Here is a 25,493-nt window from a genome sequence, read left to right on the forward strand (position 1 = left end):
CAAGGAGGCATGAATTTGCAGGAAACCCAACAACACGGACTTTGTACAATCTGCGGCCACCAGGGGAGTTTTTCCCTTGGGAATGAGCGGTCCCTGCGCGAGTCCTACCCCTGCCCCAACTGTCGCTTCACCCTGCGCTGGCGGGATCAGGCCAGCGTCATCATCGACGAATTCGGTCGCGGACAGGCCTTGTCCATTGACGATCTTGTTTCAAAGAAGCTGCTGCAGGATGTCGCCATCTATGAACCCGCCCTTCGTGGTCCATTTGTGCAGCGCCTGCAGGGGTTGAAGAATTACACGCGGTCCTATTTCCGGCCTGAGGAGCCGCTTGGCAGCGAATCCTCGAACGGTGTCCGCAACGAAGACCTGACCCAGCTGACATTCGATGAGGACAGCTTTGACCTGATCATCTCGTCCGATGTGATGGAACATCTGCCCAATATCGAACTTGCATTTGCCGAGACCTTGCGCGTGCTGAGGCCCGGCGGGGTGCATGTGTTCACGATCCCCAACGATTTCCCATTTCCCGACCATACCGAGCCACGCGTCAAATTCGTGGATGGCGAAGAGGTATTCATCAAGCCCGCCCGCTATCACAATTCCGGCGATGGGACGAAATGTCTGGTCTACACAGATTACGGGGCCGATATCTCCGACATGCTGCGTTCCCTTGGCGGGCGGTTGGCGGTGGTGCGCCGCAGCATCGCTCACAATCCCAGCCATTCAAACGCAACCTTCGTGCTGCGCAAGATCGTGTCCGCCGGCGCGCGACGTCCGGTCAGCCACATCGGGCAAAGCCCCGCCATCACCCGCCCGTCCGATCCGCCTGCCCCCGCCGTCGCGAAGGCCGGTAACGGTTCTGGCGCATCCCAGGCCCCCGAACTGGAATGTCCGATTTGCCAGGGAACGGAATTTGAAGCATTCAATGGACGCAGCAATGCCCGCTGCACGAAATGCAGAAGCGTTGAACGCAACCGCCTGATGTGGATGACGCTCGACCGGCTTGGCGGTTTCGAGGCGGGCAAACGGGTTCTGCATCTTGCGCCTGAGCTTGGGCTTGCGCGCAAGCTGACGGAATTGTCCGGCGACGCCTATCAGGGCGCTGATCTGGATGTCGAGCGCTACAAGAGCAAATTCATCAAGATGCGCAAGCTGGACCTGTGCACCGACCTTGGCGACATCCCCGATGCCAGCTATGATCTGATCCTGCACAGCCATGTACTGGAGCACGTGCCCTGCGACGTGGAAACCGTCCTGCGCGAGATGGACCGCATTCTGGCACCCGGCGGCATTCATTTCCTGTCTGTTCCGATCCGGGGCGAAAGGACAATCGAGGATCTTTCGCCGGACCTGACCGATGCCGAACGGCTTGCCCGCTTCGGGCAGGAAGACCATATGCGGATCTTCGGCTCTGTTGACCTGCAAGCGCTGCTGTCCAAGGTCTGGGGACCGGGTGAGCATCTGGTCGAACCCATCCAGCTGTTCAAACGCGACGACCTGCGCCGGGCCGTCATTCCGACCGTCGCCTGGCAGGGCATTTCGGGCCACAGCATCTTTCATTATAAAAAAGGCGCGCGCCCCCCGGCCGAGGCGCTTTCGCGACCAAAGCAGGAAAAACAGCCCCCGGTGCCGCAAGCCGCTGCGCAATCGTCAGTTGCCCCGTTTGTCAAAACCGCCCCGTTCGTTTCAATGGTCCGTACAGAACGCGACATTGCAGGGTCTGTCTATCCAGCCGAGGATGTCCCCCTCGGTTCTGATGCCATCCTTGGGTTGGCCAAGCTCAAACGGGACCAGCCATGGCCCGATTTCCCCTGGGATCAGCACCCTCCCTTTCTGCTGGCGCTGGACTGCAACGGCGACGGGGGCCGCGAGATCGTTCAACGCCAGTTGATCGAAAAAGATATCCGCCTGATGGTCGAAATCGGCTGCTTTCTGGGCGGATCGTCCCTGCACTGGCTGAACACCAAACCGGATCTCGAACTGATCGGCGTGGACCCCTGGAATGGCAATTGGGCGGAGTATGTCGAGAGCATGCTGACGCATCCGACGATGTCCCGCCATATCGAGCATCTTTCCGACGGCGAAGTGGAACGGATTGCCGGGCTATTGCTGGAATACGGAAACTACCCCGTGGCACTGAACAATCTGCGCGCCTACAAGGACCGCTTTTATCCGCTGCGCCTTTCGTCACCCGAAGCGCTGTATTACCTGCGCCGCCGCAACATCATTCCGGACCTGATCTATATTGATGCCTTCAAGCATCAGGTCGACCTTCAGATTGCGCATCATCTCTTCCCGGATGCCATCCTGTGCGGTGACGATTGGCTTTGGCCGGACGAGACCGGCAAGTTCGTCATGCAGGATGTGGTCAAGCAGTTTGCCCATGAACAGGGTTTCGAAGTTGAGGCCAAGCGTCAATCCTGGGTACTGCATCGCAGATGAACGCAATGGGCCGGTCAGTCTTGCACAGGTTCAAGGGTCAGCAGTGGCCCCACATAGATCCGCAACGGCGTTTCCCGGACGCCTTTGCGCAATTGGACGTCGTCGGCAGGTTCCGTAGACGAGATCGTCAGGCCCCGCAGATCGGTACCGCGCATCTTGTCAAAGGCCAAGACGCCAACCCGAGGTACATTGCTGTGGGGATCAATCGTGGTCAGGGGCAAGGTTTCGCCAGACGGGTCCAGTGTCACGGTGTTGCGCCCTCCTGCGCAGTGAAACATATGGACAAGGCCTTGCGCCCTTACCGTGTGGTCAAGCTGAAGGCGCGCCTCGCCCCCGTCTATCCGGGCGAAATCAAGGGGCAGGCCAAGGCATTCATGTCGCTCCCTCGGCCACCCTTCCAGCAATGGTGCTGTCGACAAGACCCCGCGCCGCAAGCGCGGGCGCGGCAGGTTGCGCCCTGTCAACGAGGGCTGGCGGCCCAGAAAGTCGATCAGAAAAGGCGTCAGGGTTTCTGCCATGGCTTCGCCGCCCTCTTTTGTGGTGTGCGTTTCATCGCGCATCCACGCCGCGACCTGATCAGCACCATGTTGCGCGATCCAGCCTTGGGAAAGGTCGATGATCGGCAGATCCAGTTCCGCGCAGAACCGGCTAACAAGGGCGTCGAAATCAAGACAAACCGGCCGCGTCCAGTGCCGCAGGTGCAACATGAACGCCGCCTCCGCCCCGCAATCCTGAACGGTGAGAAGAATATCCGCCAACAGCTCGCGGCCATTTTCTTCGGTCGAAAGCGGATGCATGGCGTAAGCCGAAGAATTGATTTCCAGCAGCACATGGGTAAACGGCCCCAACGCCTCTGCCGCAGTACGGATATAGGGGGGGATGACCTGTGGCTGCAACGCGCCCAAACCGACGCGAAAGGCTTCGACCCCCGGCCAGACGGATTTGAGGCGTTCGATCGTCGGGATGGAAAAGCCCCATTTCGTGGCCACATTCGAAAAGCCGATAATCAAGAGCCTTGGTTCAGTTCCTGTCATTTGTCCCGTCTTCGCTTTGCCCCACCCGCGCATAGGATGTTACCCCCGCCCGACTTGCAACTCGAAGCTGTCAAACGCACCTCAAGGGACAACAAATGACGGGGTTGCCAGATGCCGTGTACCGCCCTGCCCCGGCCACTTGCGACTTGCTGCCAGCGGTTGTCATGTCGCATGGGGAATCCAGGTACGGGGACATCGCTTTTCACTACCTCAACCCCACAGGCCCATCGCAGGAACTGACTTATGGCGCGCTTGCAATAAATGCGCGCGAATTGGCACTCGGGCTTGTGGCGGCGGGCTGTACTAAAGGGGCGAGGGTTGCCCTGATGTGCGGTCATGGGCCTGCCTTCGTAACCGGGCTAATCGCCATTTTCATGGCAGGATGTGCGGCAGTGCCGGTCGCCTTTCCGGCAGGCGCCGTCATGCGGGCGCGGGCGGCGGCGATCCTGAAAGAAGCCCGTTGCGTGGCGATTCTGACCGGTGCGAACCCTGCGGAAATTGCTGCGGCAGCGGCGGACGATCTGTTTGCCGGGCATAATCTGCTGTTCATCGAAGACCTTGCAGGGATCGGCGGGTCACAACAGGACATGCCATTGCCGGATGTGCAACCGGACGACATTGCGGTCGTGCAATATACCTCCGGCTCGACCAGCACACCGCGCGGGGTGCTGGTGACGCATGCCGCCCTGGCCGCACAACAGCAGGCGATTGCGGCAGCTGTTCAACCGCGCGCGCAAGAACGCAGTGTGACCTGGTTGCCGCCGGAACATGATATGGGGCTGATGGGCGGATTGCTCTTCAACCTCTGGCGCGGGCATATCACTTACGTGCTCTCCCCGGTGGCCTTCATCAAACGGCCCATCCGGTGGCTGGAGGCGATCAGCCGTTTCAGCGCGACCCTGTCTGTCGCACCGAATTTTGCCTTTGATCTTTGCGTGCGAACAATTCCGCAAGGCCGCCGGTCCGAGCTGGATCTGGCGTCGTGGCGGGTGGCATTGAACGGTGCCGAACCGGTTCAGGCCACGACATTGGACAGTTTCGCCCAAGCCTTTGCGGGCTGCGGTTTCGACCCGCAGGCATTCCTGCCCTGCTATGGGTTGGCGGAGGCAACGCTTCTGGTTTCGGGGGCAAGCGGGGGCAAGGGTGCCACAACCGGATGGTTCGACCCTGCGGCGATGGAGCGTGACATCGTGGTCACCGCCGAGAACGGACAGGGCCGACAGCTTGTGTCTTCCGGGCCGGTCCGGACAACGGGTGGTGTGCAGATCGTTTCAGCTCAGACAGGACAACCCTGCCCGCCGAACCGGATCGGGGAAATCTGGATTGCGGGGGACAGCATGGGCAGCGGCTATCTGGGATTGCCAGAAGAAAGCCGCAAGACTTTCGGTGCCTACACCGCAACCGGCGAAGGCCCCTATCTGCGCAGTGGCGACACCGGATTCCTGCTTGATGGCGAACTCTATGTCACCGGACGTATGAAGGACATCGTGCTGTGGCACGGACGTACCCTGCATGCCGCCGATCTGGAACTGGTTCTGGATGGCGTCGAGCCCCGTGTCCGACGCCGACGCCTTGCCGTGCGGCAAACCGGCGAAAATGAAATTGTGCTTATCGCAGAGGTTTCAACCGACCGGGATGCCCTGCCCTCGACGGCTGCCAGCAGCGGCGACATGGACCTTGCATCGCGCCTTTGGCGGCGTCTGATGGCGGAAACTGGGGTCGAGGCGGATCGTGTGGTGCTGGTTCGGCCCGGCACGTTGCAATGGACCTCAAGCGGCAAGATCAGGCGCAGCGCCAGCCATGTGCGGCTGCAAAGCGAACCACAGCAGGTGCTGTGCGACTGGACACCGGACCACGCAAAATCGAGGCAAGCCCAGCTTGTCGCAATCGGTGCGCTGGCCGAGACAGCCCGGAACGGCCAGCTTGATGCGGCAACGCTGTTGGAATTTTTCCTGGCCTGGGTCGCTGCCGCGACGGATGTTCCTTTGCACGAGGTCGACCCCGATCTGCCCTGGAGCGATCAGGGGCTCGATTCCCTGATGTTGACCGACCTGTCGCTGGACCTTGAAACCGCAATCGGCGCGCAGGTTCAGACAGAGGAACTGTTCGATCTGCCCGACCCACGCATGTTGGCAACAACACTGGCAAGCCGGATGAAGGCGCCGCAGTCATGACGTCGCAGGTCCCGATTGCAGTTGTTGGCATGGCCTGCCGGTTTCCCGGCGCGGCCTCTGTGGCGGATCTGGCGAATATGCTGCGGACGGGCCGCAGCGGAACCGGCCCGGTAACGCCTGCGCGTCTGGCGCTGATGGGGGCGGACCGCCTGCCGGTCCAGGCGATGGGCCTAGTGGACGGCATAGACAGCTTTGATCGCCATCCCTTTCGCATCTCTGCCAATGAAGCGCCGCTGCTGGACCCCCAGCAACGTCTGGTTCTGGAAATGGCCTGGCATGCGCTGGAGGACGCGGGCCTGTCTCCCGCCAATCTCGAAGGCACTCCGGCAGGCGTTTACATCGGTGTGGCATCCTCAGATCATGCGATGCAAATGGCGCGATCCCCGGATTTTGCCAGCAATGCCCATTTGCCAAATGCGGTACAGAACGCTGCTGTCTCCGGCAGGGTCAGCTATTGCCTTGGCCTTACCGGGCCTTCGCTGACTGTGGATACCGCCTGTTCTTCGGGCCTGACGGCCGTGACACTGGCGGGCGACGCGCTGCGCCTGGACCACTGTGATATTGCGTTGGCCGGCGGCGTCAACGTGCTGCTGAACCCAGCCGGTTTCATGGCGCTGGGGAAAATGAATGTCCTGTCGCCCACTGGCCAGACACGTCCATTCGAGGCGGGCGCGGATGGGTTCGTCCGGTCCGAAGGCTGCGGTATCGTGGTGCTCAAACGGCTGCCGGATGCGCTGGCCGACAACGACCGCATCCACGCCGTCCTGCCGGGCTGGGCGACCGGCCAGGACGGGCGCAGCAACGGCTTGAGCGCCCCGTCGCGCGCAGGACAGGTGCGGGTCATCACAGGGGCGATGCGGTCTGCCGGGGTCACAGTGGACGATATCGGCGCAATCGAAGCGCATGGGTCCGCAACAGCATTGGGTGACGCAATCGAAACATTGGCCCTCGCTGAGGTCTTTGCCGACCGGAAACGTCCACCTGCTGCACTTGGGTCGATCAAGGCCGCTGTCGGCCATCTGGAGGCGGCAGCGGGCATCGCAGGCCTGATCAAGGCGATTGTGATGGTGCGCGACAACATCCTGCCGGGACAGCCACATTTTGAAACGCCCTCCCCTCGCATCGACTGGAACGCCCTTCCGTTCCAAGTGCCGCAGGTCACAGGCTCATGGCAAAGCCAGCGCCGGGTTGCTGGCGTCAGTTCCTTCGGCATGAGCGGGCTGAATTGCCATGCCATCGTCTGTTCCGCCGATGCCCACGCGGCGGCAGCGCCGGGTGCAGGTGCCCGAACGACATCAGGCGGCCACCTGTTTTTGCTGTCTGCCGCCAGTCCGGCGGCACTTCGCCATCGGGCAACACAGCTTCTTGCCGCGCTGGATGATCCGCAGGTCTGCTTGCACAGGCTGTCGGCCACCGTAACGCGCCGGTGGGGTGGTCTGAACCTGCGCGCCGGGTTTCAGGCCGATACCATCGCAGAGGCCAGGGCGGCTGCGGGCAGGATCGTTTCCGGCCCAGCGCAACAGCCCGCACGGCTTTTGGGTCACGTCATGCTTGAAACGCCGGAACCCTTGTCCGAAGCCCTGTTCGCCACCCTTTGCCGGGCCTGCCCGGACCTTGTCGCATCAGATGCGGGTGGAACAGGCGCCGTCAGGGTCTCGGCCCCGACCGGAGAGATCCCGGCAGCCCTGCTTGCATTGCATCTTGCCGGTGCGACGCTTGATACCCGCGCCGTCACAGAAGCGGACCCAGCGGCACCCGACCTGCCGGGATACCCGTTCGACAGGCAACGTTGCTGGTACGTTGAAACGCCGTCCCCGCCAGAGGCGGGAAAGTGACCCCCTGCTGAGGTTCCTGCGATGGCAAGGACAGTGACTGCACCGGCAATGGACCGCCTTTCAAAAGGCAGAACCAGCGAATTGACAGCAATCTGCTGGTCGGTCAGCCGGGATTCACGGCATGGACAAGAAGATAGCCTGAAACATCTTCCTCGATGGCGCGCCCGTAGGCATGCATCGCATTATCGTGCATTGCCTTGGCAAAGGGCGCGGCTGTATCGGCAAGGACATCCGAAATATCAATGGGTTGCAGCCCGGTTTCCACCAAGGTCCGGGCATAGTCGCTGATCGTTGATTCGTTGTTGGCGGCGGGAATGAAGGTCGTCGGCCTGCGCGCCAGAACATCGGTCAGGATCAACCGTCCGCCCGGCACAAGAACCCTGCGCGCCTCTTCGAAAAACCTGCGGCGCGGGTTGAAATGCATGGCGGCTTCGACAGCATGAATGCAGTCAACGCTCTGGTCCGGAAAATCCAGCGCCGTCGCGTCCATCTGTCGGAAATTGATGCGCGGACCGCCATGATAGCGTTCCGCATGGGCGATCTGGCGCGCAGAGTAGTTGACCCCGGTGATTTCTGCATCCGGGTAGGCGGCTGCGAACATCCCGGTGCATGCGCCAAGCCCGCACCCCACATCAAGTACACGACGGGTGTTGCCACGCCCCGGATCGGTCTCTACATGCAGTTGGACCAGCCTTGCTGCGGCCTCCGGCAACGTCGTGACACGCCCACCATCGGCGTCGCGCCAATAGCCATAGTTGTACAGATCGCTTGCCCCAAAAAGGCGACGCAGCGCTGGATGGAGAATGGCGAAATCATAGTCACTTTCTTTCAATCTCAGGGCGCATTCGCTTGACATGGCTATCCTTTTGGTTGTCGTCTGAGGAAAGGGAATACTGCGTTTCAAGTCAATTGCTATTCTACAATTCACCGACGAAAGGACGTCCATGCACACCAACGGAACCTCAGAGGACACCACTCGCGCGGCTGCGGTCAGCGACTGGATGGTGAACTATATTTCATCCGTGATCGACATGCCGAAGGACTCTTTCCCGGTCAACGACCGCTTTGACAATTATGGTCTGGATTCCGTTGAGATCACCATCATGTGCGGCATGATGGAAGAACAATACGAGATTGAGGTCAGCCCGAGCGAGGTCTTCAACAACCCTTCCGTCGCAGCACTGTCTTTGCATATCGCGCAACGGATCAGCGAACGTTCCGCCACAGTATGACATCGGATGTGCCCGGATCAGAAGGCTCCAGGGAGGTTCTGATTTCCGGCATGTTCGACATGCTCAACTTCGGCGACCTGATGTTCCCCGTGGTGGCGGCGCATGAACTGGGCCTGCGCGGATACCAGGTGCAGGCGCTTTCGCCAACCGGGGCCACGATCAATCTGAAGCAGGCTTTGCCGAGCCGTCCGATCTGGTCGGCCCTCGATCCCGGCAGGTCATTTTCCGGCATCCTGATCGGGGGCGGCTACATCGTGCATACGCACCGGATGGACACCCTGAGGGAATATCGCGGTCAAGGCATTGGTGCGGCGGTCGCGCCTTCCGTTTGGCTGGGATCGACCCTGGTGGCGGCCTTGCGTGACGTGCCCGTCGCCTGGAACGCGCCAGGCACACCGCACCCGCTGCGCCAGGGTGTCGTCCCCCTTGCCACCGCAGCCTTTGCCGCTGCGGATTACCTGTCGCTGCGGGACGCGGGGTCCGCCCGTATGGCCAATGCTCCCACGGCAACAATCGTGCCGGACCCGATCCTGGGCTTGGACCGCGTCTGGCCTCGGGACGGATTGGCAGATGACTTTTCCCGCCTCTGCGCCCAGTTGGGATTGGAACGGAAGGATCGCGTGCTGGCCGTCCATGTGCGGCAAAGATCGCTGGGCGGTGAACCGATCCCGTCCTTTGCCGATGGATTGGCGGCAGCCTGCCGGTCGCTGGACCTTACGCCGGTCCTGATCGGGTTGGGCACAGCACATGCCGATGACCGCATCGCACGCGATGTTGCTGCGGCAGTCCGCGACCGAGGCACCCCGGCAGTTGCGCTTGACCGGCCCGAAGGGTTGCGCGATGTCGCGGCACTGCTTGCCCATGCAAGGGCCTATGCAGGTTCTTCCGCGCACGGCTACATCACTGCGGCGGCATATGGTGTGCCGGGGCTTTTGGTTGCACGGCCTGCCTATCGGAAATTCGACGGTCTGGTTGCCCATCTGGAACGGCCCCAGGACCTTGTGAACAACTGGGCTGCGGCACTGGCTGCACTGCCCCGGACACTTGCCGCCACCCCGCCTGCCCTGCCGAAAGCCATCTCGGCGCAGCTTGGGCAGCATTGGGACAGTATTGCCGCTGCCTTTGCCACCGGACCGGCACCAAAGCGAAGTGCAAGACTGCGTTTCGCGGCGCTTGCAATGCGTGCCGGGCTGGACCGCGAAGGGCCGGGTTGGGCAATGACGCCTTTCACAACCGCAAAAGACCGCGCAGCCGCAGTGGACGGTGCCGACGTACGCGAGATGGAGCCTTTCTGAAACCATGACACAGCTTTCCCCTGCCCGCCCCGCCGGATTGGACGCGACCCAATGCGAGACTTTTCAGCGCGACGGATTTCTGCACCCGATTGACGTGATGCCCGAAGATGAGGCCAAAGCGCTGAGAGCGCGCATCGAAGCGCTGGAGGCCCGAAAACACGGGCGCTTGTCCGGATTGGTGCGCGCCAAGCCCCATTTGCTGCTGCCCTACCTTTGGGATGTCGTCCACGACGCCCGCATCGTTGACCGGGTCAGCAGCCTGTTGGGAGAGGACATTCTGTGCATCGGCTCCAGCGTGATCGACAAACCCGCCCACTCGGACGGCTATGTCGCCTGGCATCAGGATGCGACATTCTGGGGATTGGATGAAAACAATGGCGCAACGGCCTGGCTGGCCCTGAGTGACGCCACTACCGCTTCCGGTGCCATGCAGGCGATGCCCGGCACTCATGCGCGGCAGCTGCGCCATCTGGACACGGGTGACGACAAAAACATGCTGGGCGCAAGGGAAGCAGTCGAGACCCAGCTTGACCTCAGCCAGGCGGTCTGGATGACGCTGAAACCGGGGCAGATGTCGCTGCACCACCCACAGGTGCTGCATGGGTCCGGGCCAAATGCCTCTGACGACCGCCGGTTGGGGTTTGTGATCCGCTATACATCCGCGCGGGTCCGCCAGGAAGGCGGCACCGCGACGCTGGTGCGCGGCAGGAACCTGGCGCAGGGGCCGCTTGAAATGCGGCCTGAGGCTGAAATGGACCCCGCTGCATTGGCCCGGCACGGCGGGATCATCCGACAGGCTGCCAACGTCATCCGCAACGCAAAGACCCGTCATCTTGCCGAATCGGCGGCAGGAAAGGATCACCTGAAATGACCGATACATTGGCGCAGGATTTCGCCCGAGAAGGCTTTGCCAGCCCCATCAGGGTCATGCCGCAAGAAGCTGCGGCGGAGCTTGTGATCCGACTTGAACGGGCCGAACGCCGCCTTGGTCAGGAAGGGTTTGCGCGGCTCAACGCCAAGGGTCACCTGCTTTATCCGTTCCTGTGGGACCTTGTTCACGATCACCGCATCCTCGACCACGTCGAGAACATTCTCGGGCCGGACATCCTATGCTGGGGATCAAGTTTCTTTTCCAAGGATGCCGGATCATCCAGCGTGGTGCCCTGGCATCAGGACGGCACCTGCTGGGGGCTGGATGCGCCCAGGGGGCTGACCGCATGGCTTGCCCTGACCCCCAGCACACCGCAGAGCGGATGCCTGCGCGTGGTGCCGCGCAGCCATTTGAGCGCGCTTCCACATGCGGTCAGGAACGCGCCCTCATCCATGTTGCCACTGGGCGAAGAGGTCGCGGGTGAGGTTGATGAGGCAAGCGCCGTGATGTGCCCGCTCGAACCGGGTGAAATGTCGCTCCACCATGTCACACTGGTGCATGGGTCGACCCCCAATCAGGCAACTTCCGGCAGACGCATCGGTTTTGCGATCCGCTATGTCGCCGGTGATGTCAGGCAGCTTGGCGATCAAAAGGGCTATGCCACGCATGTGCGTGGGCGCGACCACGGCACCTATCTTCTGGAAGAGCGGCCGCAGTCCGATCTTGAGCCTGCGGCCTTGCGGCGCTACCGCGACATTCTGAGGCATTCGGCCTCTCTGGTGCAGCGCGAAGCGGCCGGGATTGATCAGCAACCGCGCTAGAAAGTGTCGCGTTCATTCGAATTCACACGACGCGCTCTGACTTGTTACAGCGTCCCGCCTTTAACCTGATACACTCCGTATCGCCGATGTCCCGAGAGCGCGAAGCGCGGCAGGGTATCGGCGATTCAAGTTTAAGGCGGGGCGCCTTAATGTCGCATGTCCGGGGCGTTCAGAACCGGTTCCCACTTTTGAACGATATGCCTTGTCGGGAAATGCGCTCGGCGCTGACCTGCAAATGAAGACATGTCAAAAATGACATGTCTTCATTTGCAAAGCACTGGCGGATGGGGCGGGCAAGAGCACCGGGGCCGCTATGACACTTCGCGTGAAATTGGAAGCGCCGATACCCCGCCAAGCTACGCGCTCTCGGGACAGTGGCGATGTAGCCTGCCTCAATTCAAAGCCAGGACGCTGTAACCTGTTGATTTGGCATATCCGAGGAGCGTATAGCGGTCCGGGATATACTTGGATCACTTGTTCGCTGCCTCTCCCTTCGGTCGAACGCGAAAAGTGATGTGCGATGATTCAGGTTATCCCGAAACGCTGTAATATCGTTTCCCGGTTTTGTGCGGCAATTTCTAGCTGCGGGTCATCACGCCGGTCGTTGCATCATAAAGCCAGCCGGGCGCGCGCTGCTTGCGTGGTGGTTTGCCGCGCAAACGCAGATAGTTCCGCGTCGCTTCCTTCACGCTCCGTACCGCCTGTGCGGCGTCAGACGTCGATGTGCCGCCGTGGATCTGATGAAATGTCGCGACCCCGGCCATGCGGACAAACTGCGTCCCGGCGTGGTTCAGCGCCCGGTCCAGCATGTCGGGATTGCACATGCCGCCGCCCGGCTCTGTAAAGAGCGGATCAAAGCCACCAAGCGCCGCCCAGGTGTCGCGGTGCAGAAACAAGGCATTCGATTCCAGCATCGGTGCGGTGGCGGAGGCCTCTTCCGGCCATGACACGGCAAAAAAGTCCGCCGCCGGGTCGGGCCAGCCGGCCCGTGACAACAGCGCGTCCTCGGTGGCCTGATCATAGCCGTGCTGCGTGGCCGTGGCCTGCCGGTCAGACCCGAACTGCCGGTTGGGAACGGCAATCACGGGGGCCGGATGTGCCGCGGCCGCACGGGCCACGGCGGCCAACAGGCCTGATGACGCCATGCGCGCGCCGTCGATCCATGCGCCAATGATCTTGCCGCGTGCCAGCGACAGTGCCTGGTTCATCGCACTGACCGGCGACGGACCGGGGCTGGTTGCCGCAATGATCTGCGGGACAGGCGTCATGTCAGGCGCGGCAGGCAATTGCTCAGAGCCGTTGTCGACCACGATGATTTCCCAGCTCAGCCCTTCGGCCCCTTGCTGAAAGCTGCGCGACAGTGACCAAAGCGTGCGGGGCAGTTCCCGATCCATGCGCCAGCACGTGATCGCGATCGAAATATCGGGTGTCGCCGCTTCAGCGCCTTCCGTTTGCGAGACACTGGGCTTAACCTGCACAACGGCACCATTCTTTTAAAGACAGGCCCGACTATGCGCACATCAGAATTGAATTCTCAAGCCTTCGGCCCGTCCATGATCCGCGAGGCGGCGGACCCCAACCTCGACCCCATCGTGGTCGGCGTTCCCTGGCGGCGCGGCTATGGTCATTGGCATGTGTCGCGCATGCGGGACGTGCGCGCCTTGATGGCAGACCCTGGCACCACCACGGACGATCTTGCTCTCAGGGTTTTTTCCCGGTTCCGTGAAAAGCGCAGTGATGTTGACAGTATTTTCCGTCTGTTCAGTCATATCAGCCGCGCGCACCGCACCCCCAACGACGCAGAGCGCAGGGACGCCATCACCGTGACGAAGCGGTTTATGGAATGCCTGCCCGCGCTGGATTTCCGTTCTCCCCTCGCCGCGCTGATCTCTGCCGGCGAAACCGATGCTGACGCGATGGCAAATGCGGTGCAGAAACCAATTGTTGAATGGCGTGCCGCAGCGCTTGGGATCGACGCCGCAACGGGCCGGGAAATCGCAGAGGACCTCATTGACCTGATGGCAAGCCTTGAGCAGATGGCGATCCCTGATTATGTCAAGCTGGAGCCGAAGGCCGCCGCCATCCTGCGCAATCTCTCGGCGCTGAACATGAGCTGGCCCGCCGGGCAGACGTTGCCGCTGTTGCATTTGACTTCGCCTGCCTTTCTGGCCTTGGAACCCATGTCCAGAACCGGCTGTCTGATGCTTGCGCATCTGGCCGACAATCCGGACATTCAGGAGGTTCTGCGCGACCGCGCGGATATGCGCCCGGCGTACCTGCAAGAGGTGGAACGTCTGCTGGCGGGCATACGTTATATGTCCCGTCAGGTCGGCCCCGCCGGTCTGGATCTGGGCGACACGCGTTTGCCGCCCCATTCTCGCGTGACGCTCGATCTGGCGGCGGCCAACCGCGACCCCGAAGTCTGGGACGACCCCGACGCATTCCGCCTCGACCGCCCGCGCCGTCAGACGGCCACGTTCTCGTTTGGCGCACTTGCCTGCACCGGCAGCCAGACCAGCCGTCAGTTCCTGAGCATCCTTCTGGATGCTGTTCTGGAAACCCTTCGCCTGTCAGAACCCTTGGCCGCAAAAGAAGACGATCGGACCTACACGCGGTGTTCCTTGGTCAGGGGCTACGATACCTGCCGTCTGCGCTTTGCGCCACTCTGACGCCTGCAACCCATTGACTCTGTGGTCATTGCAACCATAGCGATAAAGTGCAAGGTAACGTGCCAGCAGCGGTATGTGTTTTCTCTGCTTATGCTTCATTTCCACGCCCCTTTCCCGTGGCCGTCCGGAGACTCTCATGCCTGCTTCCAAACAGCGCCGTATCGCAATTTTCGGCACTTTCGACGTTGAGAACTATGGCGACCTTCTTTTTCCTCTGCTGGCCCAGCAACGATTGGCGGGTGAAGGCATTGATGTCGTGGCCGTTTCACCGACAGCCGGGGTCACCCGCTACCGCGATACGGTGCCTGTCATCGCGGTGGAGGAGTTTGCGAACACGGTGGATACCTTCGACGGTATCCTGATCGGGGGCGGAAATATCGTTCACATCCGCGACTTTGGCCTGCCGGGGTACAGCGATATTGCCTACCCCTCCCTGTGGGCCGGTGCGACCGCCCATGCTGTGCGCCATGACCTGCCGGTGGCCTGGAATGCGCCGGGCGTGCTGGCCCCGGAGGGCGCGGCGCGCGGCCCTGACTGGCTGCAACATGTCGCGGCGGCCGCCGACCGTTTTGCCGTGCGGGACGCACAAAGCGCCGATGCCATGGACCGCTGGACAGGTCGCCGCCCGGAGGTGATGCCGGACACGGCAACCGATCTGCCCCTCCTGTGGTCCAAAGCCACCTTGAAAGATCGCTTTGCCCGGATCAGAAAAACACTGAAAATCCCAAAGGCGCGGTCTGTGATCGCGCTGCACGTCAAGGCGCGCAGCCTGCGCACGACCTCTGTCGCCGATTTTGCACAGCAATTGGATGCCGCACTTGAGGACAATGGCGCAACCGCAGTTCTGATCGCCATCGGGCGCTGCCACGGCGATCATGAGCTGGTCCGGGCGATCAACAACGCGGCACCCCGCCATACCATCCCTTTCGAGGATGCCGATACCTTGCAGGACATTGCCGCCGTGATCGCCGGATCGGACGCCTATCTCGGGGCATCGCTGCACGGTCAGATCACGGCTGCCGCCTATGATGTCCCGGCGCGGCTGGTGGCTGTGCCGAACCTGCACAAGTTTGAAGGCCAGGCGATCCAGATGGACCGGGCCGACGATGTTGTCGGAAGCTGGGAAACCGCGCTGATGGATCTGCCCGGCGTTCTCGGACAGCCGAAACAACCGCTGCCTGCCTCGATTGCGTCGCAGCTTGACGCCCACTGGGGCGAGGTCACGCGGATTTTTGCCTCCGGTCGGCAGATGATGACGCATGGAGACATCTTTCCGGGTGCCGACATAGACACGGCGCTTGCAGATGCCGTCGCGGTCATGCGGCACGGTGCCGTGTCCCCACCCCGGCCCGGCAAGGAGCCACTCCCACCACCCGGTGACACGGCCCCCGATGCCCCGATGGAATGGGATGCCAAGGCTTTGGATCGGATGATGGCCGATCAGGCCTACTCAGCGGCAGATAAACTGATCACCAGCCAGCTTGCGCAGACCCCTTCGCATCTTCCCGCCCGTCTGGCCGAGGTGCGGCTGGCGATGGCACGGGATGAGACCCAAAAGGCCGTCGATCTGGCGGCAAAACTGGTCGAGGCATGGCCCGACAACCCCTGGGTCTGGAACATCCATCTGAAAAGCCTGTCCCGCGCCGGTCAATCCGATGCTGCCATGGCATTGTTCCACGCAGGCCTCGCGCGACCGGACATAGACGAAACCATGTTGAAAGGCGCGACCGGGGATGTATTGGCGTTGATACCCTTGCAGGCGCAGATCGCGTTTCTCAAGACCGCACTCGAAAAACGCCCCCAAAGCACGCATTTGATGCTGCGCCTTGCAATGCGTGCAGATGCCAGCGGCGATTTCCAGCTTGCGCTCGACCTGTTCAGGAAGGCAGAGCAGGACGGGCCCCTGCCCGACTATGCGGCCAAGGTTCGAAAACAGCTTCATGCGCTGGAACTCCCCCTGGTGGAAGCCGTGGATCGGCTGCAGGCCGATGTCGAGGCCGGGGCAGAAGATGTTGTCAGCCTGTGCCGCCTTTGCAGGCTGGCCGCGGCTGCGGGGCGGTTCGACCTGTCCGTGTCGGCCCTGCGGCGGGCGCTGGAACTGCACCCGCTGGAATGGCGGACGGTTTACAGGCTCAATCGTGTTTTCCTGACACGGGCTGAGGACAAGAAGATATTCGCGGACCTCAAGCGGGTGGCGACAACACTTGAGCCGGAACCGTCCTGGTTGCTGCAATATGCGCTTTTCGCCCTGCGCGCCGGGTCCAAGAGCGAAGGCCGCGAAACCCTGGTCCGCCTTGACGAAACAGAACTTCTGGGCCCAACCGCGCGCAGCTTGCTGGCCGCGCTTGATGTCCTGGGAAAATCGCGCCCCCGCAAAGCGGTGCTTGGGGACGGCGATGTCAGAATTGTCAGAAAAAGAGGCGCAGAATACACTGTTGTCGTGTTTGAAGGTCTGATCGGAGGGCTGAGTTATATCAACAGCCGGTATCTGGATACGATATTGGCGGATCTTCCGGCGCATATCATCTACCTTCGCGATCCTCACGGGCAGATTTTCCTCAAGGGTGTTCCTGAACTTGGCGCGGATGAAACGGCAATGCAGACGGCACTTGCCTCCCTGATTGCAGATCTTGGCGCGGGAAAAGTGGTTGCAATCGGCGGCTCGGCCGCCGGATATGCCGCATTGCGCACGGGCCTCGCCATTGATGCGGATACTGTCATTTCACTGGCCGGTTTTGTCACCCCCAGTGCTGCCGACGCTCAGGACGCGGACCATGCCCGGCGCGGCATGGCAGAGATATTCGGGACCGATCTGGATGCCTTTGATCTGCGCCCGCAGCTGCGTTCCCACCCCAAGCTTCAGCTGACCCAGGTTGTCGGCGGAAGTTATGCACCCGACATGAAACGCCTACGTGCAATCGACGAGGTGCAGAATGCCCGCACGATCATCCTCGATGGCATTGACACGCATCACATCGCGCTGCCAGCAATCACCGACGGCACCCTGAAACGCCTGCTGAACGAGGCGCTGTCGGAGACCCCTGCCTGCCGCAGTTCTGCGGGCTGAAGACCGGGGATGCCCGGCAAGATTGATCTTGCCAGAAACGCGAAAGCGGCGCGGATGCTGTTTAAGGGCCCATCGCGGTGTCATCGGTTCGCGTTGGGGATAATGGCGGAGGCTCAGTCCGCCTAAACACATTCCGACCAGTTCCAATAAAATACTAAATTCAGCTACTTAAACACATATTGCGTCTTGTGTGTTCCAAGGCCGTCCCCCATATTCCTATTAATAATGGGGGACGTTATGGCGGACAAAAATCAGGAAATCGAACGTAAGACACCAAGCAAGCGGGCTGAGAAAGCCTTGTCCGCCGCATTTGTCCGCACAGTCACCAACCCCGGCAAATACACGGACGGTCACGGCCTGTTTCTCAAGGTGGACACATCGGGTGCAAAGCGTTGGGTGCAGCGCATCACAATTCGTGGCAAGCGCACCGAAATTGGCATGGGCAGCGCGTCTCTTGTTACCTTGGCAGAAGCGCGTGAGACCGCCCTGCAGAATCGCAAGCTGGCGCGGGCGGGTGGAGACCCGCTGCAAGCCAAGCGCTCCGCTCAGGCGCTTCTGACATTCCAGGAAGCCGCCCGCAAGGTTCACAAAATCCACGAACCCACATGGCGCAACAAGAAACATGCCGCTCAATTTATCTCTACTTTAGACACGTACACTTTCCCACGCATCGGCAAACTCAAGGTGTCCGAGGTGACAACGGCTGATGTATTGGCCGTTCTGCAACCCATCTGGCTCGAAAAGCCTGAAACCGCACGGCGCGTTCGCCAACGCATCGGCACAGTGATGAAGTGGGCGGTCGCAAACGGCTGGCGGACGGACAACCCGGCAGAGGCGATTTCCCAAGCCCTGCCAAAGCAGATCGACACGCAGCAACACCGCAAGGCCCTGCCCTATGACAAGGTGTCAGAGTTCATTGGAACGTTGCAAGCATCGGACGCGGGAGAATTGACCAAGCTTGCGTTAGAAATGGTTATTTTAACCGCGTCCCGTTCCAGTGAAGTTCGCAAGGCGGATTGGTCAGAAATTGATCTGGAGCAAGGCATCTGGACCCGCCCAGCCGAACGCATGAAATCGAAGAAAGAGCATCGGGTTCCCTTGTCGCCACGCGCTTTGGCAATCCTGAAAAAAGCCCGCGAACTTGGCACGGGTGAAGGTCTGGTTTTTCCGGGGACTAAAATCGGAAAACCGTTGTCTGACATGACCTTGCTTAAACTAACGAAGGCGCTGGGCTATGATGTGGACGTTCACGGGTTCCGCACCTCGTTCAAGACATGGGCGCAAGAGCGGACCAACACGCCGCGCGAAGTATCAGAGGCCGCACTGGCGCATGTTGTGAAGAACAAGGCCGAGGCGGCCTATGCGCGGTCGGACTTTTTTGAGAAGCGACAGAAGCTAATGGAGAAGTGGTCCGACTTCACGGCGAACTGGACAGCATCCGTTGCGAGGATTGGCTAATGTTCACGCCTGAAGGGTATTGGTCATGGGATGAAATCTGTTGTGCGGCCTGCGACTGGACGCAAGACCTCGCCCTGGCGACACGATTCCCATCCTTCGTGCGCGCTGCAGAGGATTGGAGTTCGTATGAAATCGACCAATTCATCCACCAAAAGCTACTCAATGAGGGCTTCGCAGAAAACCTAGGTGAGATAAATTTTGCGCTTCAGGTTTGCGAGCTTTGGGTTCTAGCCAACTTCCTAGACACTTTTGACGCAGTTCTTTGTTCACCCTCTGGAAGGACAATGCGTTGTCCGGCACCAATTAAAGCCCACGGCGATGCACTTGATTGGTGGAGCTGGCCACTTGCGGCGAAAAAGTTTGGGATTTCAGAATCATCTGGCTACCTCGAATATTTCCGAAACGGGAACTTTAAGATTGCCGACGCAAAAAATCGTTTCTGCTCCATCGACTATGTTACCGGCCAAATCAAACTCAAGCCGCACTCGGTGCAATTATTCCATCAAAGCTCGTTTGGCCATGGGCCAAGCGACAACGACGTTAAGAAATTTATTGAGGAGCAAGTAAGACCATTTATTGGATGGTCGATCTGCTGGAACCCTAACGACATTCCTGAATCGAACTCGGAAATTTACTCTGAAATTGGCTTCCAAGACATTGACTGGAATACACTTGAGGTCAGCATCAGGACTTCAAAAACTGCGAAAGAGACGCCACATCAGAGCGTTATGGATTGCTTGCTATCAGCCTATCCAAACGGCAAAGGGAAAGCGACATGGGAAACTGTGGAACTAAAAGTAGGTTATTCACGTCGGAGTATTGTAAGAGCGCTAAAGCAGAATGACCTTTGGGAAGACTGGGCAGTAGGTGGGCAAAATTAGCATCGCCTAGCGCCCAGCCATTGCCCACTTGCCCAGCTTTTCAGCGATGCAGATTTGGTTCAAATTCCTGAGACATCCAAACAGATGTTAAGGAAACCAAAATGGCAGAACTTCACCTCCGCCGCCCAGCCGTCGAAGCGGCAACCGGACTCAGTCGAAGCAGCATCTACGCAATGATGGACGCAGGGGAATTCCCCCGCCCTATCCGCATCGGGAAGCGCGCGGTCGCATGGCCTCAAAGCGCAATCGAGGCTTGGCTCGCAAACCGCCCGACATCCGCAGGCGCAGAATAATCAACGCCCACGCAGTAGCAAAACTGGCGCGGGCGCTGGGTAGTCTAGACACCTTCCAGATACCGCGCTGAACTCCCTTCGTAAAGGACTCGGTAGAATGAAAATCCAAGTAACGCTCTTGAGCGAACCATCCCACACGTTCGAATTTGAAGGCCGTTTGGGCTGGGCAATGGCTCAACTTTCGATGGCAGGCGCGCAGGGTGTCGCCACCATCGACCGCCCCGCGCCGCGCTGGTCGGCTAATGTTCATAGGTTGCGCGAACGCGGCATCCAGATCGACACAGAGATGGAACCACACCAAGGCCCCTATCCTGGCCAACACGCGCGCTACAGGCTTGCCTGTGACGTTCAAATTAAGGCGCTGGGTTCAGAGGTGACAAAATGACACCAACGCGCCCTACAGCCCGCCGTGACACGCTCAGCGCCTTTGAGCGTCACCTGATCCACAAACACAACTTACCTAGCCATTGGGCACGCACATTCGGCGAATTGTTCGGAGGCAAACGCTAGTGGCGCGTAAATCCTACAAACACCAAAAGAAGGGAGTTGGGCGTTTCGTCCAACTTCCTGAGTGGCTTCAAAAGACCGAGGCATGGGCAACCTTGGCCCCCGGTCCGAGGGCACTCTATATTGAATTGAAACGCCGCTACACCGGATCGAACAACGGGCGCATCATCCTTAGCCACCGGGACGCAGCCAAGGCGCTGAACGTGCACCGCAACACTGTTGGACCATGGTTCAAGGAACTAGAGTCGCGGTATTTCATCGTGATGAAGCAAGCTCCGCATCTTGGACCGTCTGGCGTTGGTCAGACATCGCATTGGAAGCTAACAGAGTTGCCAAGTGACGACATGAAAGCCCCGTCAAAAGCGTTCGCGTTATGGCGGCAAATTTAGAAGCCCCGCACAAAGAACGGGACAGGGTGTCACAAAGACTGTGACGGTGAGACTTCGAATAGGCTTTGTTGATGCCGGTAGGTGGTCGCGTCCGCGCCATCAACAAAGCCTTTTGAAAAAAGTAAAATGCAAAGGAAACTTCCTGAAAATTGTGACGTGAAAGAACGGTTTTGGATTTCGGGCGTCACAAGAGAGCGCAAACAAAAATGTCAAACATCATGTTTCGAAGCGGACCGTTTGAGTGATTGGCGGTTCGTTGACGGGCGCCCGTTATGTGTGACCATCATACAGCACCGCACTGGCGGACCGAGGCATTGTTTGCGGCACAAAACCAACCCGGACAGATCGCGGTTCAAGTAGTTAATGTGCCGAGCTTTCAGAAGAAGTTGACATTTTCTGTGGCGCAGAGTCCAGTAGGAAGAAACCTTAGTTTGGTTGTTCAAGAGGATCGTGGTTGATTAGTCTACCATCTTTTGCCCAATCTCCAACAATTTGGCTTAGCCAAACAAAACTGACGTCACCAGCCAAAGTCTCCAAGTTGTTGTTATTTTCTTCAAGTTGAATTCGGACTTCACTTACGAACTTGCGGCACATTACATCAGTGTGCCGGTCCTTATCCAATTCAGAGTAGATTTCCCTGTTATTGACGCCCTTGAAACGCCTGCAGTCAGCAATCGTAAATGCAATGGACGGCAAGTCGTAGACAGTGCCAGTTGAAGGTTCGTAAATGACGTTGAATTTGCGCCCAAGCATATTCTTGCCAAGTTCGCCGTAACCTCCGCCATCGAGCGCTTGAATGAGCTTCTCACGAGCGACACTGTCAGGTCTAGCAAAGGTGTCTGGCATCACGATTTTTAACCTCCGAGCAGGCATCTCTTCAGTGATTTCAACTCGGAGCATTGGTAGTAAGAAGTTTCGACAATAGGTTTGCGCTAGACCACGAGTAAATTCAGCATCTACTAATGGAACGCCGCCATAGAATGTTGTCATCAAGTTTTGCGCTGGCGAACGACCTTCTTTGAAAAAAAGTTCAAGCCTCTCAGCGAACTGACCTTTACCCAGGATTGCCTGATCGACGGTGCTAGCAGGCGACAGAAGCGCATTGTTGAAATAATGGGCAATGCTGTCTGGATTAGCCTCTTCACCTTCAAGATAGAATTCTCCGTCCTCTTGTTTTCCAAACCGAACATACTGACAAGGAACACCTAGCGAGTGTGCGAGAGCCACTTCATAAACAACGTTTGGATTGAAACTCGTAATGTCGGCTACCAGAAGGTTACAGGTGTCGATTTGAGCAAATATCCAGTTATTGAAGTTGTCACCACCCGGGTTGTTGCGTGGGTCATAAACCTCTAATGCATCAAATTTACTTTTTCCCTTATCGACAAACTCATTAAATATTTTGTAAATTGCCTCCTTGACGTGCAAATAACCCGGCTTTTCAGTACCGTTTTCCTCAGGTCCGACAACAAAAATCTTACAGACTTTCATACCACCTCTCAAAAAAATGCTGCAGTGATGATTAATATGACGACAATAGTTGGATAGTATATTGTGTTGTTGATTGACCACATGCATTCAAACACAGCAGCTATCGATACAGCCCCTCTCGGAACAATCATGTTGAAATCGATTTTGCCTTCGTCGCGTTGCCGAACTTCGTCAAACATGGATCTATAAATCCGCTCCAAAGCGAGATAGTAGCTGTCCAGAAACCAGAACATAATTGTGGGTATCAGTGCCAAGATTGCTGCTCCTGAGCTGCTTTCGCGGAAGGCTATCGCAAGGACAGCAGAGACCGACAAAACAGTCCAACCCTTTATTTGAAACGAGTTCTGGGCCAAGCGAGAAATCGTCGCTTGGATGAAATCCAAATGCTTATCTCTACTGGACAAAACGCACCTTTCGTTCTTGCGCGCCATCACTCACACGATAGTTCAACAGCGGAGAGCTCAAAGAGCCCATCCATTACATCAAGACGTGTCATCAACCTGGCGTCCGCGACTACATAGCCAAAGTCCGGCATCATATTCTTAAGCACTTCGTGAATTTGGTCAAATCTGTAGTACAATTTTGGATCAGCGAGCGAAGACGACACAGGCAGTGTTGAAATGTGACTAAACCTCAACGACTTGATGGTTCCCTTGGCAATCAGCTCGTGTAAAATGTATCTTAAACCAACTTCCGCGAGGTGTAACTCCTGAGTATCATAAAGAAAATCTTGGATTACCAACTGATGGTCCTGTATCGGAATGTCCGGAGTTGAAACCAACAGTCTCCTTGAACCAGGCGCGGTTATTCGAATCCCCTTATCTCGATAGCTGAGTTGCAGCAATCCACCGGCGATCTGCTCCATTGTTGTTTTCCTGCCTTGCTATTGTAGTGGGCAACACGGAGAAATTCTTGTTCTCGCTTGCATAACTTGAGCCGTTGCGCACCAGTATGTCTAGTTGGAATCGGCTTAAACTTACCAACATGTATCCGGAACTCCAAAAGATCTCAGTTTGGTAGCACCTAGGTATCGTGCATCCTTAAGCCAAACTGCGGCCCCACACTACTTTTGCGCCATCGCCGTAAGTGCAGAACCCCCGCACAAAATCTGTGCCGCCCCGTCACAATGATTGTGACACTAGGGGCAAACTTAAGGTCGTAGAGCGATGAACCGTCACAAATACTGTGACGCAGAAGGCCGATCTGGTTACACTTGCGTCACAAGAAAGCGGACATTTATACATCTAGCCATCGGCAGTCGTCGTTCGGTTAAGTAGCACGAGAGTAAAAACGCTTGCACAAATATGTGCGGCTTGAAAGCTCAACGGTCGTATACGCCCAAAAGGCATCAGTGGAGCCATGATTTGCCACAAAAATTGCCAGACTTTGAAAACGGCCATTGTCCGCAGTGCGGCTCAAGACAGGCATTTGTCGTCGCTCAACACGTCGAAAGCATAGACCATCCGGACATCAGCGGCTCTACAATCTATAGCGTTCTCCGCTGTGGCGGCTGCACCCAATTTTACTTTAAGTCTAGAAGCTACAACTCAGAAGACATCGACTATCAATATGACGAAAATGGCCAAGCCGAGCCATACTACGTAGAAAATGTCGAGTTCTGGCCACGCGCTAGTGACCGTCGGCCTCCAGATTGGCTATCAAAGCTGCAATGGAAAGACCGCAGGCTGTGGAAGCTTCTTAGTGATGTCTTTACTGCAATGAGCAACGATCTTGGAACTCTTGCAGCCATCGCAATGAGGACAACCTTTGACCGCGCGGCTGAATTGCTTGGCATTAATCCAGGTCTTTCGTTTGAGCAAAAACTGGCAGAACTTAAATCGGTTGGGTTCATTGTCGAAACCGAACGAAACGTTCTGGCCGTACTTATTGATGCTGGTAGCGCTGCTGCGCATCGGGGTTGGGAGCCAACGGCCAAGCAACTAGAAGCCATGGTAACGCTTTTGGAGAGCTTCCTTCATCGCTCATTCTTAATGGAGGAGATCTCCGAAGACCTAAGAGCGAAAGTACCACAAAAACAAAAGGAACCCAAAAAGGTCTAATGAACAAACGCTCTGCGGGGTAACGGGAGGGGCATCTCAATCTCTGGCACCTTTTTCCGGAAACCCATTCTATCCCTGCGTTTGCAATATTCGCTCCAAAAAAAGGGGAGGTATCCCTATCGTCACGCGAAACACCTCGCCAACCCGGCCAGTCGCAACTCGCACACATCCTCAATTCAGAAAAAGTCTGACAAACTGACACTCGAAGTGCACCGATAAAGTTAAACTTCCCTAATGATTTCGGAAAAATTCGGAGACTCAATCATGGGCGGATACGGCTCAGGACGACCCGGCTACAAACAGAAGGCCGAGGAATGTCGCTCACTCGACGTGAACCGCCTTCACCGGGAAGGGTGTCTTGAACCCGGCAGAATGGGCAATTGGGTTTGGTCAAGAAATGGCGAAGAAATCGCGCGTATTGGCTACCGTGCCGAGGACGGGCGCTTTGTCCTAGACTACCGTGTCCGCCTTTATGGCGGCGACTGGGAAAGCATCGAACAATTGACCCGGCTCACCTACACGCCTTGCAACTACGGGAATAAAAGGCCCTATTTTATTTGCTCCGGCGTCGTGAACGGTCGCGCCTGTGGACGCCGCGTTGGCAAGCTGTTCTCGGGCGGGCGCTACTTCCTGTGCCGTCATTGCTACAACGTCGCCTACACCAGCCAGTCAGAAGCCCGCTACGACCGCATGTTGCGCCGCGCAAACAAACTGCGCATGGCGCTAGGCGGCGAACCGGGAACCGCCCACTGGATTGCACCGAAACCCAAGGGCATGTGGCAACGGACGTATCAGCGCAAACGTTGGGAAATCCAGTGGTGCGAGGACCAAGCAAACCAACTCTTTCTCAGCAAATTTCGCCACCTTCTCAGCGAAGATGAACTCAAGATGTATTTCGACACCTGACAACTGCACACACCACTCACCCTACAGTTGACGCCAGCGCGAACCATGCGTCTATTGGGCGGGCGCGG

At 58.4% G+C, this 25,493-nt stretch carries 22 protein-coding genes; 16 read left to right on the forward strand and 6 right to left on the reverse strand.

What is annotated here, in order from left to right; all coding sequences use genetic code 11:
* Positions 1 to 9: 9 nt before the first annotated feature.
* Complete coding sequence (locus A8B82_RS04990; protein ID WP_067289006.1) at positions 10 to 2,442, forward strand: class I SAM-dependent methyltransferase; 2,433 nt, start codon at positions 10 to 12, stop codon at positions 2,440 to 2,442.
* Positions 2,443 to 2,456: 14 nt separating this feature from the next.
* Here A8B82_RS04990 and A8B82_RS04995 read toward each other — a convergent pair whose 3' ends face one another.
* On the reverse strand, positions 2,457 to 3,476 hold the full coding sequence (locus A8B82_RS04995) for a hypothetical protein (RefSeq protein WP_161489419.1): 1,020 nt from the start codon (positions 3,474 to 3,476) through the stop codon (positions 2,457 to 2,459).
* A gap of 95 nt (positions 3,477 to 3,571) precedes the next feature.
* Between A8B82_RS04995 and A8B82_RS05000 the strand changes: the two genes are divergently transcribed.
* Positions 3,572 to 5,650 carry an AMP-binding protein gene (locus A8B82_RS05000; protein WP_082899143.1) on the forward strand — a complete coding sequence of 693 codons (2,079 nt, stop codon included), beginning with the start codon at positions 3,572 to 3,574 and terminating at the stop codon, positions 5,648 to 5,650.
* Positions 5,647 to 7,485, forward strand: a complete 1,839-nt coding sequence (locus A8B82_RS05005) for a polyketide synthase (protein WP_067289012.1) — start codon at positions 5,647 to 5,649, stop codon at positions 7,483 to 7,485. Before A8B82_RS05000 ends, A8B82_RS05005 begins: the two co-directional genes overlap by 4 nt.
* A 103-nt stretch (positions 7,486 to 7,588) precedes the next feature.
* Here A8B82_RS05005 and A8B82_RS05010 read toward each other — a convergent pair whose 3' ends face one another.
* Positions 7,589 to 8,341 carry a class I SAM-dependent methyltransferase gene (locus A8B82_RS05010; RefSeq protein WP_067289015.1) on the reverse strand — a complete coding sequence of 251 codons (753 nt, stop codon included), beginning with the start codon at positions 8,339 to 8,341 and terminating at the stop codon, positions 7,589 to 7,591.
* Positions 8,342 to 8,429: 88 nt separating this feature from the next.
* Here A8B82_RS05010 and A8B82_RS05015 point away from each other — a divergent pair, with 88 nt between their 5' ends.
* Genes A8B82_RS05015 through A8B82_RS05030 form a run of 4 tightly spaced genes read left to right on the forward strand, consistent with a single transcriptional unit; the run spans position 8,430 to position 11,704 of the window.
* Entirely contained in the window at positions 8,430 to 8,717 is a 288-nt protein-coding gene (locus A8B82_RS05015) for an acyl carrier protein (RefSeq protein ID WP_067289018.1), read from the forward strand.
* Positions 8,718 to 8,725: 8 nt separating this feature from the next.
* Positions 8,726 to 10,012, forward strand: coding sequence for a polysaccharide pyruvyl transferase family protein (locus tag A8B82_RS05020; protein ID WP_161489420.1), 1,287 nt, complete (start codon positions 8,726 to 8,728; stop codon positions 10,010 to 10,012).
* 4 nt (positions 10,013 to 10,016) lie between these two features.
* Positions 10,017 to 10,883, forward strand: a complete 867-nt coding sequence (locus A8B82_RS05025) for a phytanoyl-CoA dioxygenase family protein (protein WP_067289024.1) — start codon at positions 10,017 to 10,019, stop codon at positions 10,881 to 10,883.
* Entirely contained in the window at positions 10,880 to 11,704 is an 825-nt protein-coding gene (locus A8B82_RS05030; RefSeq protein ID WP_067289026.1) for a phytanoyl-CoA dioxygenase family protein, read from the forward strand. The genes A8B82_RS05025 and A8B82_RS05030 overlap by 4 nt, the downstream gene beginning before the upstream one ends.
* A gap of 578 nt (positions 11,705 to 12,282) precedes the next feature.
* Here the strand turns inward: A8B82_RS05030 and A8B82_RS05035 are convergent.
* Complete coding sequence (locus A8B82_RS05035) at positions 12,283 to 13,182, reverse strand: glycosyltransferase family 2 protein (protein WP_067289028.1); 900 nt, start codon at positions 13,180 to 13,182, stop codon at positions 12,283 to 12,285.
* Between the two features lie 33 nt (positions 13,183 to 13,215).
* On the opposite strand from A8B82_RS05035, the gene A8B82_RS05040 reads away from it, so the two are divergent.
* The 7 genes from A8B82_RS05040 (at position 13,216) to A8B82_RS05070 (ending at position 20,968) form a co-directional block, all read left to right on the forward strand.
* Complete coding sequence (locus A8B82_RS05040; protein WP_067289030.1) at positions 13,216 to 14,373, forward strand: cytochrome P450; 1,158 nt, start codon at positions 13,216 to 13,218, stop codon at positions 14,371 to 14,373.
* Between the two features lie 136 nt (positions 14,374 to 14,509).
* Positions 14,510 to 17,440, forward strand: coding sequence for a polysaccharide pyruvyl transferase family protein (locus A8B82_RS05045; RefSeq protein ID WP_067289032.1), 2,931 nt, complete (start codon positions 14,510 to 14,512; stop codon positions 17,438 to 17,440).
* A 237-nt stretch (positions 17,441 to 17,677) separates the two neighbouring features.
* Positions 17,678 to 18,898, forward strand: a complete 1,221-nt coding sequence (locus A8B82_RS05050) for a tyrosine-type recombinase/integrase (RefSeq protein WP_067289034.1) — start codon at positions 17,678 to 17,680, stop codon at positions 18,896 to 18,898.
* The gene (locus A8B82_RS05055) at positions 18,898 to 19,779 is read left to right on the forward strand and encodes a hypothetical protein (RefSeq protein ID WP_067289036.1); all 882 of its coding nucleotides are present in this window, start codon (positions 18,898 to 18,900) and stop codon (positions 19,777 to 19,779) included. Before A8B82_RS05050 ends, A8B82_RS05055 begins: the two co-directional genes overlap by 1 nt.
* 101 nt (positions 19,780 to 19,880) lie before the next feature.
* Positions 19,881 to 20,072: a helix-turn-helix transcriptional regulator gene (locus A8B82_RS05060; RefSeq protein WP_067289039.1), complete on the forward strand. Its 192-nt coding sequence runs from the start codon at positions 19,881 to 19,883 to the stop codon at positions 20,070 to 20,072.
* 97 nt (positions 20,073 to 20,169) lie between these two features.
* Positions 20,170 to 20,457 (forward strand): winged helix domain-containing protein, encoded by a 288-nt coding sequence (locus A8B82_RS05065; protein WP_067289041.1) that lies wholly within the window; start codon positions 20,170 to 20,172, stop codon positions 20,455 to 20,457.
* 124 nt (positions 20,458 to 20,581) lie between these two features.
* Positions 20,582 to 20,968 carry a hypothetical protein gene (locus A8B82_RS05070; RefSeq protein ID WP_067289044.1) on the forward strand — a complete coding sequence of 129 codons (387 nt, stop codon included), beginning with the start codon at positions 20,582 to 20,584 and terminating at the stop codon, positions 20,966 to 20,968.
* Positions 20,969 to 21,394: 426 nt separating this feature from the next.
* On the opposite strand, the gene A8B82_RS05075 is transcribed toward A8B82_RS05070, so the two are convergent.
* The 3 genes from A8B82_RS05075 to A8B82_RS05085 are packed head-to-tail and all read right to left on the reverse strand — an operon-like array spanning position 21,395 to position 23,324.
* Complete coding sequence (locus A8B82_RS05075) at positions 21,395 to 22,459, reverse strand: hypothetical protein (RefSeq protein ID WP_067289046.1); 1,065 nt, start codon at positions 22,457 to 22,459, stop codon at positions 21,395 to 21,397.
* An 8-nt stretch (positions 22,460 to 22,467) separates the two neighbouring features.
* Positions 22,468 to 22,863 (reverse strand): hypothetical protein, encoded by a 396-nt coding sequence (locus A8B82_RS05080; RefSeq protein ID WP_067289490.1) that lies wholly within the window; start codon positions 22,861 to 22,863, stop codon positions 22,468 to 22,470.
* Positions 22,864 to 22,889: 26 nt separating this feature from the next.
* Positions 22,890 to 23,324, reverse strand: coding sequence for a hypothetical protein (locus tag A8B82_RS05085; protein ID WP_067289048.1), 435 nt, complete (start codon positions 23,322 to 23,324; stop codon positions 22,890 to 22,892).
* 499 nt (positions 23,325 to 23,823) lie between these two features.
* On the opposite strand from A8B82_RS05085, the gene A8B82_RS23850 reads away from it, so the two are divergent.
* Together A8B82_RS23850 and A8B82_RS05095 are read left to right on the forward strand one after the other, a co-directional pair.
* The gene (locus A8B82_RS23850) at positions 23,824 to 24,519 is read left to right on the forward strand and encodes a DUF4145 domain-containing protein (protein ID WP_161489421.1); all 696 of its coding nucleotides are present in this window, start codon (positions 23,824 to 23,826) and stop codon (positions 24,517 to 24,519) included.
* Between the two features lie 264 nt (positions 24,520 to 24,783).
* Entirely contained in the window at positions 24,784 to 25,425 is a 642-nt protein-coding gene (locus tag A8B82_RS05095) for a hypothetical protein (RefSeq protein WP_067289493.1), read from the forward strand.
* Positions 25,426 to 25,493 lie beyond the last annotated feature (68 nt).

The sequence above is a fragment of the Sulfitobacter sp. EhC04 genome (genome assembly GCF_001650875.1).
Taxonomy (GTDB): domain Bacteria; phylum Pseudomonadota; class Alphaproteobacteria; order Rhodobacterales; family Rhodobacteraceae; genus Sulfitobacter.